The organism is Corynebacterium aquatimens (assembly GCF_030408395.1).
GTDB lineage: Bacteria > Actinomycetota > Actinomycetes > Mycobacteriales > Mycobacteriaceae > Corynebacterium > Corynebacterium aquatimens.
Map to the genome: position 1 here is coordinate 1,702,978 of NZ_CP046980.1, position 13,092 is coordinate 1,716,069.

Here is a 13,092-nt window from a genome sequence, read left to right on the forward strand (position 1 = left end):
GCAGGTTTTTGCTTTCCTGTGGCCGGCTACAACACCTAGATCCACAGGAGATTCAACATGGCACAGACCCCAGTTATCAAGGCCAACCTACGCGAGGAGTTTGGCAAGGGCGCTTCCCGCCGCCTGCGTCGCGACGGCCGCGTCCCCGGCGTTCTCTACTCCGCTGGTGAGGACAACATCCACTTCGACGTTGACCGCTTGGAGATCACCGCTCTGGTGCGCCACGACGGTGTCAACGCGGTTCTGGAGCTGGACATCGACGGCGAGCAGCACCTGGCAATGGTCAAGGTCATCGACCAGAACGTGCTCACCCTGAACATCGACCACATCGACCTGCTGGGCATCAAGCGCGGCGAGAAGGTCGTCGTGGAGGTCCCGGTCACGATCGAGGGCGAGGCAGCAGCCGACGCTGTGGTTCTGCAGGAAGCAGACGTCATCGAGATCGAGGTCGAGGCCCTGCACATTCCGGAAGAGATCGTCGTTTCCGTCGAGGGCAAGGAGATCGGCGACCAGATCACCGCCGCAGACGTCACCCTGCCGGAGGGCGCAACGCTCACCACCGACGCGGAGACCCTGGTTGTCAACATCACCTTCGAGCAGGTTGATGAGGAGCTCGAGGCTGCTGCTGAGGCTGCCGAGGAGGGCGGCGCAGAGGCTGGCGCCGAGTCCGACGAGGAGCCTGCTGAGGGCGAAGGCGATTCCGAGGGCGGCGAGGAGTAATCCGCGCCACCCCGCTCTAATCAGCGGTAATCCGCGCTAATTCACGGCCGGATTCCACGACACGGCTGGAGACCTATCCCCTAGGATCTTCCAGCCGTGTCTTTTTGTCTCTAGGATGGGTGAACGTGGCTAGCTCTGATTCCCCGGTCCTGATCGTGGGTCTTTCCAATCCCGGCACGATTTACGCGCAAACGCGCCACAACGCGGGAGCCATGCTTATCGACGAGCTCTGTGAGCGCGTTACCCCCATGCCTGCGCAAGTCAGCGTGCACAAAAAGACCAATACTGAGGTCGCCGAACTTGCCCCGGGCAGGCTTTCATCACGCCGCACGATCCTGGCGCGTACCCGCGGATTCATGAACGTCTCCGGCGGTCCGGTGAAAGCTCTGGCTACCTATTACGGGGTGAAACCAAGCGACATTTTCATTGCCTACGACGAGCTTGACCTTGACTTCGGCGCTATTCGGTTGCGTCTCGGCGGCGGCGACCACGGCCACAACGGGCTGAAGTCTGTAACCAAATCACTAGGTACTCCCGACTACAACCGCCTCGCCATCGGCATCGGCCGCCCGCCAGGCCGCCAGGCACCGGCGGATTTTGTGCTCAAACCGTTCAGCAAGACTGAGTTCACCGAGCTCCCGATCGTGCTTGCTGACGCCGCCGACGAACTCCTCGCCGCGCTGAGCTAAACGCCTTGTACATTAAACACATGCTGCTCTCTCACCGGAAAGCGATCTGCGTGTCCTCGGTCGGCGTCGCGCTGTGCGGCGCGCTCCTGCTCGCATCGTGTACCAGTGGTCACCAGCCCACCGAAGCTGAAATCAGTGCTTCGTTTCAATCGCGGCTTTCGGAATTAGACGCTTCGGCAGCCTCGGAAATCAACAAAATCGGCGCAGAAGATTACGGATCGAAGGAACCTTCTGAACCCACCACAACCACAACGAAGCCTGAAGTCGTGGAGGTCCAGTACGAAGGGTACGTGCGCGAAATGCTCTTGAGGGAATTCCCGGACGGAGACAACCCTGCAATGGCGGAGTACGTCGAATCATCGGAACAATCCGGCTTCACCTACACCACGTTGCAGCTCGACGCACCTACTCGGATCCACGCCTACAAGGCATACTCGGAAGGCGACGTCGACGTCCAGTACTTGCTACTCTCTGTCAACTCCGAGAGCGATGCGTTCCGGGAACAGTCGGAGCGCATGCGTCCCTACATCGGTAAACGCGTCCGGATTACGTTCAACAGCATGCAGTTCTACCTCGGTAGCAGCCCGGGTGCACCACCGCCAGGTTCTGTTGGAGCCGATGGTGCAGTTCTTAACGTTGAGGTGCTGGGGTAACACTCCCCTGTTCTTCCGCGGGGCCTACACTATCTCCCGTGTCTGCGTCCATGTTTGCATCCGTGTTTGACCGTCTTCGCGCTCTCTTCGCCCGGCCCGAGTCCGAGGACTCTTCCGTCCGATCCGCAGCAACACCGAACCAGAAAGCTCAACCGCGTGACCTCTCCGGCGTCGAGTGGCTGGTCATTGGTCTGGGTAATCCCGGGGCAAAGTATGAGGCGACCCGGCACAACATCGGTTACCTCGCCATTGATGAGCTCCTTGAGCGCCACTCGCTGACGCTCGGCGCTGTCCCGGGGCACAAAGCTCAGGTCGCGGTCAAGGACAACGTGGCGTACGTGCGCTCGACGACATACATGAACGAATCTGGCGAGGCCGTCGGACCACTCGCCCGCGAGCTTGGGATCACCCCGGAGCGCATCATCGCGCTTCACGACGAACTGGATCTAGCTCCGTATAAAATCCGCTGCAAACTGGGCGGAAACGAAAACGGACACAACGGACTGAAATCCATCACGCAGCACCTGGGCACCCGTGATTACGTACGCATCAAAATTGCTATCGGCCGTCCACCCAAGGGCACCCCGATCATCGACTGGGTGCTTGGCACGTTCAGTGAGGACGAAGCCGGGCCCGCACTCGACGGGCAGGTCAGCTCCGCAGCAGATACCGTCGAGCTCATCACGTCAGAAGCTAACCCAGCCGCGGGCCTGACTAGAGCTCAAAACGACATCCACGCCCGCTAGAAGAGGATTACTCCGCCGCGGAAGCAGCGTGCGCGGCGCCGTCGGCGGCGGCGGCCGCCACCACCAGTTCTTTAAGGTCGCCCACCATCGTTTTCAGTTCGCCTTCGCGCATGGGCATCGGCTGGAAGCCGCCGTCGCGGAATTCCATGGCGAGAACAAATCCGACTTGGTTGCGCACGTTGGGCATCTGGAAGTTGCTGATGATCTGGCGCCAGTGCTCAATCGCGCGTACAGCACCGACGGAGCCATAGCCAACGAAGCCCACAGGCTTGCCGGACCACTCCGGACCAAGCGTGTCAAAGGCGTTCTTGAACACCGCGGGGACGGAATGGTTGTATTCCGGGGTGACAAAGATGAACCCATCACAGGCATCGACGGCCTTCGACCAACGCGTTACGTCCGGGTTGTCGTACTCACGGTTCGCGGCCATCGGGGGTTTCGCCGCGGTATCCATGGGAAGGTTGTAGTCGCGCAGGTCCAGCTGCACGAACTCACATTCTTCGTCACTGAGACCAGCAGCGGCAATGGTGTTCATGACCCACTCCACCACGGCGCCGCCGCTGCGGCTTTCGCGGATCGAACCCAAGATTACGCCAATTTTCATGTTTCCCATGTTTACTTCAACTTGATCATGCGGCTCAATGTTCCCTGCCAGTACGCACCGTCAGGGGTGATCATTCCGGTGAGCTGCATCGGCCTGTCAAAAGGCAAGGTTCCTAGTGGCCGACGGGCGACTTCCCTACCAGAGTCCGCGTCGACCCCAATCAGGTCAACGGACAGGCTTCCTGGCCTGGTGCTCAGAGCCCAGATGCGGCGGTCTTTCAGGGTTAGGGTCGGCAGGGTTTCAATCCGCGTGTGGTTTTCCCAGCGTCGCTCGCACGACACCGAACCGCCGCGCTCAACAACATCAACCTTGGAGAGACCACCGTTAAACTGCGCAAACATCGGTTTCTGCGGCCCATCAACGGCGAATGGCGGGTAGCTGAACCCGTACGTTGATGGGATCCACAGGGTGTTTCCGTGGGCAAGAAGTGAGTTTTCGGTGCCCTTGCCAACGCGCTCAAAAGCCGGCATGCGGCAGACATCTTTACCTGTCTTCGCATCCATCACCATAAGGTTCGGTGAGTTGTCTGCGTTGTCCACGATGGCGACCCACTTAGAGTTCGGCCCGAAGAACGTCGGCGTCGTGCCTGAGCCCCACGACAACTGCCCAGGCTTGCGGCCGGACCCACGGTCATAGGGTTTGCGCCACTCAACGACAATTTTCCCACCGCGGTACACAACTTCGTACAGCGCGTGCGTGGTCAGCACGCTCACACCGTGCGGGCGACCAGTGAGCCCGTTGGCAATGTGTTCGCGTCCCGGAACACCAGCGAGCGGCTGCTTAATCACCTTCCGGCCGTCGACAAGCCCCACCTGCGAATCCTGCGTGACAAACCACGTACGCCCCTGCCCGTCGGGGCTCAAGCCTCCCAGGCTCGTTCCAGCTGGCAGATTCAGAGCAGTGCGCTTATCGACGCTCAAAACCCAGCGTTTTCCATCAAACCTGTGCCCGATGTGGACTATGTCGCGGCCTTCCGGCATTACTACGCGATCGTGCTCATCCATGAAACCGTAGACGCCACCTAACAGCGAAGTCTTCTTCAGTTCAAGCGTGGCCAGCGGCTGCGCGGTTTTCGGGTCAAACAGCATGACCGAAGGAACCACCAGGTTCAGGCCGAAGCTCCCGTTAGGTCCTTGATTCGTGCCCACGTAGCGCGTGCACAGGCCCAGCACCATGCCGTCTGAAGCCTGGAACACTGTGGAGCACGTTCCGCCCGGAATGGAGGACGCCACGCGGCCAGCGGCATTAGGCCCCGCCCACGGCACCGCGTCGGTGGAGCTGAGGTCACGGTGCATGTAACGGGTGCCCTCCGGCGCGGCGGCAGACGTGCCAATGGGTGGGCCACCAGCAGATGCAACCGAGCCATGGGGAGAAGCAACAACTATGGCGAGGCAGGCCAGCACGGCGGCCGCACGACGAAAGATATTCACGGTTGGAACAATAACCGGTTCTTCTGCTTCACGCTGGCTATTACGGCGTGATACGTCCGCCGGTCACGGCGAGAGTTTCGCCGGAAACATACGACGCGTCCTCCGAGGCAAGGAACACGTAAGCACCAGCGAGTTCAGCTGGCTGGCCGGGCCTGCCCATCTCCGAGTCTTGACCGAAGACATCCACCTTCTCTTGCGGTTGCCCTTCGGCGGGCTGAATGACGGTCCAGATCGGCCCCGGCGCCACAGCGTTTACGCGGATCCCGCGCGAGCTCAGCAACTCGCCATTGAGCCCTTTGGCGAAGTTGTTCATCGCCGCCTTGGTGATCGCGTAGTCAAGCAGCGGCTCGGACGGGTCGTAGGCCTGGATCGATGAGCTGAAGATGATCGAGGACCCCGGCGGCATGTGCGGTACAGCCGCCTTGGTCACGCGGAAGGAGGCGTAGATGTTGGACTTCATCGTGGAGTCGAAGTCCTCGTCGGAGAGATCAAGAAGACCGTCGTTGCACACCTGGCGCGAGGCGTTGTTCACCAAAATGTCCAGGCCGCCGAGCTCAGCGACCGCTCTTTCGACCGTCGATAAGCGGCTCTTCGTGATTGGGAGTGCGTTGGTCGTTTCTTGGGGTGCTGGGGTGTTGCACAAGATGTGGGGGTCCTTGCTGGGTTAAGGATTTAGGTGTTCAAGCCAATCCACAACCCAACAAGGACCCTGGTATGCAGCCTAGTTCCAACATCGTCGCCGACACCATTTGCCGCACCGCGGAGCTTGGGTTGGCGATCACCAATGCCGCGCACAACGACGAGTGCACCGTTATCGACTGTGAAACGCTCGACCCGATCAATGCCTGCCCGTCGTGTCAGCAACCGGGCTTGTTGCGCGATCACACCTACCGGCAACTGGTGGATCTGCCGGTGGTCGGGTTTCCCACCCGGCTGCGGGTGCGGGTGCCGCGGTATCTATGCAGCAACGATTCCTGCGCCCAGCAGATTTTCCGGGCTTCGCTTTCCTGCGCTGATGACCGCTCGAAGGTCACCCACCGGGTGGTGCGCTGGATCCTGCAGCGCTTAGCGATCGACCGGATGAGCGTTGCCGCCACCGCCAAAGCACTCGGGATTAGCTGGCAGCTGACATGCGATCTCGCATTGTCCATGGCCAGAGCCCTCGTCGCCGACCCCGACCACTTGGCCGGGGTGCGCGTCATCGGGGTTGACGAGCACAAGTGGGCCCACAACCGCAAGGCTGCCGGCGGCGGGTTCGTCACCGTGATCGTGGACATGACTTACCAGCACACCGGCCAACCGGCCAGGTTGCTTGATGTCATCCCGGGCAGAAGCGCCGAAGTGCTCACCCGCTGGATCAACCAACGTCCGAAAATCTTCCGCGACCAGGTGGAGGTGATCACCATGGACGGGTTTCAGGGTTACGCCACCGCAGCCGATGAAGCCCTGCCTCAGGCCAGGCGGGTGATGGACCCGTTTCACGTGGTGCGTCTTGCCGGCGACAAAGTCACCGCGTGTCGGCAGCGGCTGCAGCGTGAAACCTACGGCAGGCGCGGCAGAACCAACGACCCGTTATATAAAAACCGCCGCACCATGCTCACCCGCATCGATTTTTTAACCGGTGAGCAGCAGCACCGCCTGGATGTGTTGTTCAACTACGACGACGACTACGCCGTGCTGCAAGAAACGTGGCTGGTGTACCAGGAGATCATCGACTGCTACGAAGACCCGAACAAGACCCGCGCGAAAACGAAGATGCGCCGGTTGATCAACCGGCTGCGCGGGCTACGACAAGCCGGGCTTGATGAACTCGCCCAACTCGGTCGTACCCTGCACAAACGCCGCGCCGACATCCTCGCGTTCTTCGACATCGGCGCCTCCAACGGCCCGGTCGAAGCCATCAACGGCCGCCTCGAGCACCTCCGCGGCATCGCCCTCGGATTCCGCAACATCAACCACTACATCTTGCGGTGCCTAATCCACTCCGGAGGCCTCCAACCCAAGATCAACGCACTCTAAAACACGAAGAGCCCGATAAGCATGTGTCAAGCTCCCGCAGATCGCCCGGAATCGCGACTGCCTTGCGTCCCGCCTCCTCGATGGCAGCGATGATGCGGTCCGCGTCCTCTTGTTCCTCGGGCAGATACGCAATCGCGACATCTGCGCCTTCACGGGCGTACGCCACCGCGGTGGCCGCGCCGATGCCCGAGTCCCCACCGGTGATCAACGCCTTGCGGCCTTCGAGCTTGCCAGACCCTACATAGGAATCCAGCCCAATGTCTGGTTCACTACGCATCTGCGTGTCCAGGCCGGGGTTGTTCTGCCGGCCTTCCTTGGGGAATTCTTTTGGGTACTTCGTGCGTGGATCAATAAGTGTCATGCCAGCCCAGCCTACGCGCAATTGTTTACCTGCCCGGTGCAGCGACTAGCCTTGGTAAACACTATGAGCACCGCTACCTCCACCCTCGCGCAAGCCGCCCGGCGTCGCACGTTCGCTGTCATCGCCCACCCCGACGCCGGTAAGTCGACGTTGACGGAAGCGTTGGCGCTGCACGCGCACGCGATCTCTGAGGCCGGTGCCGTCCACGGCAAGGGCAACCGCAAAGACACGGTGTCCGACTGGATGGAGATGGAAAAAGACCGCGGTATCTCGATCGCGTCCTCGGCGCTCCAATTTGAATATTTGCCGGACGAAGCCCGGCAAAGAGGACAAACGGAGCCATACGTGATCAACCTTGTGGACACGCCTGGCCACGCGGACTTCTCCGAGGACACGTACCGCGTGCTCTCCGCCGTCGATGCCGCGGTCATGCTGATCGACGCCGCGAAGGGCCTCGAGCCCCAAACCCTCAAACTCTTCCGCGTGTGCAAGGCACGCGGACTGCCTATTGTCACCGTAATCAATAAGTGGGACCGCGTGGGCCGCGAGCCGCTCGAGCTTGTCGACGAGATCGTGACCGAGATCGACCTCCAGCCCACCCCGCTGTATTGGCCCGTTGGCGAAGCGGGTGACTTCCGCGGGCTCGCCCATGTCAACGATGACGGCGAGATTGACCAGTACATTCACTTCATCCGCACCGCGGGTGGCTCCACCATTGCCCCGGAAGAACATTTTTCCCCGTCTGAAGCGCGCGAGCGCGAAGACGACGCGTGGGAGACCGCGGTCGAGGAAGCAGAGCTTCTTGCTGCCGACGGCGCGACGCACAACCAGGAACTCTTCGAGCAGTGCGTGACGTCGCCTCTAATCTTCGCCTCCGCAATGCTCAACTTCGGTGTTCACCAGATCTTGGACACCTTGTGCGCCATCGCGCCCGCCCCGGAAAGCCGCTCTTCTGACCCGGCAGCGATCGCTGCGGCGTCGAGTGGTGGCGGCCAGGCCGTCGATAAGCATAGGGCTCTTGACGATGACTTCTCCGGCGTGGTCTTCAAAGTTCAAGCGGGCATGGACAAAAACCACCGCGATACTTTGGCCTTCATGCGCGTGATTTCCGGCGAGTTCGACCGAGGCATGCAAGTCACCCACGCCCAGTCAGGCCGCAGCTTCTCCACGAAGTATGCGCTCACTGTCTTCGGCCGTTCCCGCGACACCGTTGAAACCGCCTTCCCCGGCGACATCATCGGCCTGGTCAACGCCGGCGCCCTCGCCCCCGGCGACACCATCTACGCGGGTAAAAAGGTCCAATTTCCTCCAATGCCGCAGTTCGCTCCCGAGCACTTCCGCACGCTGCGGGCGAAATCACTGGGCAAGTACAAGCAATTCCGCAAGGCCCTCGAGCAACTCGATGCCGAAGGAGTCGTGCAGATTCTCCGCAACGATCTCCGCGGCGACGCGGCCCCCGTCATGGCTGCCGTGGGGCCCATGCAGTTCGAAGTCATGCAAGCCCGCATGGAGATCGAGTACAACGTCGAAACCGTCACCGAACCCATCCCCTATTCCGTTGCGCGGCGCACCGACGCCGAATCCGCACCAGAACTGGGCCGCCAGCGCGGAGTGGAAATTTTCACCCGTACTGACGGTGAACTCATCGCGCTCTTCGGCGACAAGTGGAAGCTCGCCTTCGTGGAAAAAGAGCACCCCGAGCTCACCATCGAACCGTTGATCGCCGACTAAACCGACATCAACGGGACAAAAACTCGACCCAGCTGGGCCACTCTTCGCGGATCTGATCCTCACCGGCAAGGTAGTTGGCACGCAGCTTATTCAAGTTGCGTTCCGCCGCATCGACGCTCATCGCATCTGGGAACAGCACCATCGCCTTGCCCTGCTTCTCCAGATCAAGGATGCGTTGCTTCGCGTCGTTGTAAATCTTCGGACGCGCAATCAATGCCTCTGCGATCGCGGGGTGCTTCTGAAACAGGCGCCGCGTAGCAATCGGCCTCGTGACCTCCGGCCGAACGTAGCTGCGGTCCTTCGTGGCCAGAACCATGAATTTTTCGTAGCCAGCTTTCTCCGCGGCCTCAATCACCAGCCCACCGGAATCACCCAACGCACCGTCCACGTACGGCACATCGTCGATGTATGCGAGCGGCATGACCTTAGGCAAGGTCGATGAGGCCCGAACCATCTTCATCAACCGCGCGGGCTCAGTGAAATCCTCCCGCCCGAATTTTGCGGTGTGCCCGGTGTCCGCGCGCAGGGCTTCGATATGGACATCGATATCGCTCGATGCAAACGTCTCCCAATCAAAAGGCATATCGTCCGCGGAGCCCTCATAAATGAACTCCGCGTTGAAATATCCCTTGCCGCGGGCGAGGGAGGAAAAACCACCGAAGTTGCGGTGAGTCACAAAATCCGTGAACGCTTCACGCGCCCGCCACGGATCATGCGATGCGTAGTTCACCGCGTGCGCCGACCCCGCTGAAACGCCCCCTACCCAACCAAACTTCACGTCCTCCATGATGAAACGGACGATGGCCGGGGCGGTGTAGGAATTGCGCATCCCCCCGCCCTCAATCACTAGGGCTGTGTCGGTCGCGTCGATCATTCTTCTACTTTAGGCGGTGATCAACGCTTCCGGTTTCAATCCACCAAACTATGCTCTCAACCTTCGAGGAACGCGCGGATATCCTCCCACTCGCGTTCCAGTTGGTCCTTGCCTTCGTTGAAGCACCGCTGCAGCTTGGCAACCTTGAGTTCCGTGGACTCCACGGTCATCTTCTCTGGCCAGAAAGTGTAGGCCTTACCCTGTTCTTCCAAGTCGAAGATCTCCGCCTTGACCGAGTTGTACAACTCCGGGCGATCAATCTGACGCTGTGCAACGCCGGGGTACTTGGGGAACATGCGCCGGATCATGGCGGGGCGGTTCACCGGCTCACGTACGTAATCGCGCGGACGGGTGGCCAAGATGAGGAACTTGTCAAAGCCCGCTTCCTGCGCAGCCTTCAACACGATGCCACCTGAATCACCCAACGCACCGTCGACATACGGATTGCCGTCGATGTACTTCATCGGCATGATCATCGGAATCGTTGATGAGGCACGCAGGATGGAACGAACTTCTGCTTCAGACGTCAGGTGCTCGCGGGTGAACACGCGGGTCTCGCCCGTGTTCGCATCCACCGCTTCGATGTGAACAGGTACCGGGTTGGATTCAAACGCTTCCCAGTCAAACGGCAACACATCTCCGGACTGCTCAAACAGGAACTCCGCGTTAAGCAAACCAGACCCAAACGCGAGCGAGCGCAGCCCACCGATCTTCGGGTGCCCCATGAAAGTCGTGAAATTTTCTTCAATGCGCTGCGTGTCACCAGCGACGAAGTTAGCAGCGTGAACCGCGCCGGCGGAGACCCCGCCGACCCAGCCGAACTTCACGCCTTCGTCGACAAGCTTCATGAGCGCAGGCGCCGTGTACGCGTTGCGGGTCCCGCCACCTTCCAAGATGAGCGCGGTGTTAGTCGCATCAATCATGCCGACGAGTCTATAGGTTCCCCCGACGTTTTCTCACCCGAAACCACGCGATCCGTCAGCTTATAGATGTAGCGGCGCACCTTACGCTGGAACAACACTGCATCGTGTGCTTTGGGTTCAGCCTGAATCATTTCACGCGATGGGTACCCAAGCTGGAGCTCTTTGACGCGGAGAATTTCCGCATCGATCTTGACCCCCAGAAGCAACACGATGTTCATCACCCACAGGACAACCACAACAGCGAGGAACGTACCAAAGGCACCATACGCACTGCGAATGCCGAAAGTGGAAATGTAGAAACCGAAAATCCACCACATCGCGATGATCACGACGAGCGCGAAAGCAGCACCGATGGTAAGCACCCGGTAACGTCCCGGGCGCACATTGGGCGCGAAGTAGTACAGGCACGACACCAACGACACCACGGCTATCGCGCCGACGGGGAAACGAACCCACTCCCACACCGGAAGGAACGCGTTGGTGAGATATTCCAGAAGGTCTTCGAGATTCAGAGGCTTAGCGACGGGCCGCAGCACCATCTCAATGACGTTTTCACGCAGCACTGCCGACGCTAAGATCACCACCCCGCCGACCACCATGAGGAGGGTGATTCCCCACATGGTGAGCCACGTGCGTACGAGGCCACGGCCCTCCATTCGCCCATAAATCGCATTCGCACTGCGCGCGAAACTGCGGACGTACGCAGACGCCGACCACAATGAAATAGCAATGGAAATGATCAGGGCAATCGTCGACTGTGACGGTGTACCAGCAACAGTCATGAACAGACTGAACGCCTGGTCTTGGAGCGGTTCCGGGACCCACCGGGCAATGGCATCGAGGACGCTGACCTGGACCCGCGCGCTATCGCGCGGAAGAAGCAACGTGACCAACGAGTAGAACGCCAGCAGCACCGGGGCGAAAGCCGTGAAGGTGAAATACGTCAGTGTTGCACCACGGTCCGTGATCGCCGTTGGCCCGAAATCCGCAATCGTGCGCGCGATCACGAGCTTCCACCCGTTCCAGCTAACGCGGTTCGAGCGCTCAAACGGATTACCGCCGATGTCCTTCGGCGTTGCTACCCCGATCTCACCGGGGCCGTACGGCTGCACCATTGCTGCTGCATGAGAGACCCTTTGGAGTTCTTCATCCTCCCGCTCCACGTGATCAGCCATAGGGACAACCTTAAAGGACACTTTCTTTTACGATGGGAACCAACTCAGTCTAGAACGTTCAGACATCCCGAGCCCCCAATCTAGATTCCGTCCACCAGCTCCAATCCAGAATTTCATTCTAGGAACCCCTTAGCCAGATTCCCCCGATCCCTCAAACTTTTTGCGAAAGGATAAGGCGACAACCATGATCAATGCACTGCCTGCCTCCACCCAGATCCTGGCCTCTAACCAGATCATGGCCCTGAGTGATTCCGATGCCGCATTCCTCGGATTGGGCTTCAGTTTCTTCATCCTGGTCATGGTGTTGCTCATCGCGAGCTTTGTGTTTTTGATCTGGGGAATGATCGACGTAGCCACGAAATCCAACATGGACTCGAACTCAAAAATGCTGTGGATCATTTTGATCTGGTTCACATCCGGGATCGCGGGTGCCATCTGGATTTTCTGGGGCAGAAAGCACCCAGAAAAATGGGCACCCCAGCATCCGCCCTACCAGCAGGGTTACTACGCACCGGGTGCCTACCCTCCTGCCCCGAACGGGCAGTACCCGCAGGCACCCTACCCGCAAGGCCAGAATCCGCAGAATCCCTACCAGCAGGGCTCAAACCCGCAGGCACCCTGCCCGCAAGACCAGAACCTGCAGAATCCCTACCAGCAAGCCCCTTACCAACAGGGCGGGTACGGCCAACAGCCGCCACAGGCGTAGTAACGCCGGTTCAAAAGCACTAATTTGAACGCATGGGTCTTTTCGATTTTTTCACAGGCCAACGCCGCTCACCCGAAGAAAAACCAGCGGAGCTGCCCAAACGGGACGTCCACAGCGTTGAGGTAGACGCTCTTTCCGTCCACACCGCACACTTGAGCCCGGAGACTGAGGAAGTCTTGGTCATTGTGACAACGACACCGGACGCGCTTGAGCTCATCCGTGCTGTACATCACCCACTACGCTTGACCAGCGGAGACGCCCGTCCCGTTATCTTCGCTCCGTCCAAGAAGTCAGCGGCACCCGTTGTGGATCCCCGACATGGATGGATCATCCCGGTCACGGCCGCCACCGCTGAAGAGTTGCGGTCTTTACCACCCGGCCCCGGTGAGCATGAACTAACGACGCTTCACCTTGCACTCGTCATCGAATAGACGAGGGCCCGAAACCCGTCCCCCGCACCA

The 13,092-nt window shown here is 60.0% G+C and carries 13 protein-coding genes and 2 pseudogenes; 8 read left to right on the plus strand and 7 right to left on the minus strand.

Annotation, left to right across the window (positions count from 1 at the left end):
- The first annotated feature begins 57 nt into the window (after positions 1-57).
- The 4 genes from CAQUA_RS07695 to pth (CAQUA_RS07710) all read left to right on the plus strand — a co-directional run bounded on the left by CAQUA_RS07695 (position 58) and on the right by pth (CAQUA_RS07710) (position 2,808).
- Positions 58-720: a 50S ribosomal protein L25/general stress protein Ctc gene (locus CAQUA_RS07695; protein WP_196823811.1), complete on the plus strand. Its 663-nt coding sequence runs from the start codon at positions 58-60 to the stop codon at positions 718-720.
- Positions 721-845: 125 nt separating this feature from the next.
- A complete protein-coding gene (pth, locus tag CAQUA_RS07700) occupies positions 846-1,409 on the plus strand; it encodes an aminoacyl-tRNA hydrolase (protein WP_196823810.1) in 564 nt (187 codons plus the stop codon).
- A gap of 20 nt (positions 1,410-1,429) precedes the next feature.
- Entirely contained in the window at positions 1,430-2,062 is a 633-nt protein-coding gene (locus CAQUA_RS07705; RefSeq protein ID WP_196823809.1) for a hypothetical protein, read from the plus strand.
- Positions 2,063-2,100: 38 nt separating this feature from the next.
- Positions 2,101-2,808 (plus strand): aminoacyl-tRNA hydrolase, encoded by a 708-nt coding sequence (gene pth / locus CAQUA_RS07710; protein WP_290178119.1) that lies wholly within the window; start codon positions 2,101-2,103, stop codon positions 2,806-2,808.
- A gap of 7 nt (positions 2,809-2,815) precedes the next feature.
- Here the strand turns inward: pth (CAQUA_RS07710) and CAQUA_RS07715 are convergent, their stop codons facing one another.
- The 3 genes and pseudogenes from CAQUA_RS07715 to CAQUA_RS07725 form a co-directional block, all read right to left on the minus strand.
- On the minus strand, positions 2,816-3,412 hold the full coding sequence (locus CAQUA_RS07715) for an NADPH-dependent FMN reductase (RefSeq protein WP_196825508.1): 597 nt from the start codon (positions 3,410-3,412) through the stop codon (positions 2,816-2,818).
- 11 nt (positions 3,413-3,423) lie between these two features.
- The gene (locus tag CAQUA_RS07720) at positions 3,424-4,842 is read right to left on the minus strand and encodes a hypothetical protein (RefSeq protein ID WP_290178120.1); all 1,419 of its coding nucleotides are present in this window, start codon (positions 4,840-4,842) and stop codon (positions 3,424-3,426) included.
- Between the two features lie 40 nt (positions 4,843-4,882).
- Positions 4,883-5,422: pseudogene (locus CAQUA_RS07725) on the minus strand (SDR family oxidoreductase); the annotation flags it as partial.
- 134 nt (positions 5,423-5,556) lie between these two features.
- Here CAQUA_RS07725 and CAQUA_RS07730 point away from each other — a divergent pair.
- Positions 5,557-6,861, plus strand: a complete 1,305-nt coding sequence (locus CAQUA_RS07730; RefSeq protein ID WP_196823808.1) for an ISL3 family transposase — start codon at positions 5,557-5,559, stop codon at positions 6,859-6,861.
- 19 nt (positions 6,862-6,880) lie between these two features.
- Here the strand turns inward: CAQUA_RS07730 and CAQUA_RS07735 are convergent.
- Positions 6,881-7,222, minus strand: a pseudogene (locus tag CAQUA_RS07735) (SDR family NAD(P)-dependent oxidoreductase); the annotation flags it as partial.
- A gap of 63 nt (positions 7,223-7,285) precedes the next feature.
- On the opposite strand from CAQUA_RS07735, the gene CAQUA_RS07740 reads away from it, so the two are divergent.
- Positions 7,286-8,953: a peptide chain release factor 3 gene (locus CAQUA_RS07740; protein ID WP_196823806.1), complete on the plus strand. Its 1,668-nt coding sequence runs from the start codon at positions 7,286-7,288 to the stop codon at positions 8,951-8,953.
- A 7-nt stretch (positions 8,954-8,960) separates the two neighbouring features.
- Here CAQUA_RS07740 and CAQUA_RS07745 read toward each other — a convergent pair whose 3' ends face one another.
- Genes CAQUA_RS07745 through CAQUA_RS07755 form a run of 3 tightly spaced genes read right to left on the minus strand, consistent with a single transcriptional unit; the run spans position 8,961 to position 11,925 of the window.
- Positions 8,961-9,827: a patatin-like phospholipase family protein gene (locus tag CAQUA_RS07745; protein ID WP_196823805.1), complete on the minus strand. Its 867-nt coding sequence runs from the start codon at positions 9,825-9,827 to the stop codon at positions 8,961-8,963.
- A 56-nt stretch (positions 9,828-9,883) separates the two neighbouring features.
- Positions 9,884-10,750, minus strand: a complete 867-nt coding sequence (locus CAQUA_RS07750) for a patatin-like phospholipase family protein (protein WP_196823804.1) — start codon at positions 10,748-10,750, stop codon at positions 9,884-9,886.
- Positions 10,747-11,925, minus strand: a complete 1,179-nt coding sequence (locus CAQUA_RS07755) for a YihY/virulence factor BrkB family protein (RefSeq protein ID WP_196823803.1) — start codon at positions 11,923-11,925, stop codon at positions 10,747-10,749. Before CAQUA_RS07755 ends, CAQUA_RS07750 begins: the two co-directional genes overlap by 4 nt.
- Before the next feature lie 184 nt (positions 11,926-12,109).
- Between CAQUA_RS07755 and CAQUA_RS07760 the strand changes: the two genes are divergently transcribed.
- Both CAQUA_RS07760 and CAQUA_RS07765 read left to right on the plus strand, forming a co-directional pair.
- The gene (locus tag CAQUA_RS07760) at positions 12,110-12,631 is read left to right on the plus strand and encodes a PLD nuclease N-terminal domain-containing protein (RefSeq protein ID WP_196823802.1); all 522 of its coding nucleotides are present in this window, start codon (positions 12,110-12,112) and stop codon (positions 12,629-12,631) included.
- Positions 12,632-12,663: 32 nt separating this feature from the next.
- Positions 12,664-13,062, plus strand: coding sequence for a hypothetical protein (locus tag CAQUA_RS07765; protein WP_196823801.1), 399 nt, complete (start codon positions 12,664-12,666; stop codon positions 13,060-13,062).
- The last annotated feature ends 30 nt before the right edge of the window (positions 13,063-13,092 follow it).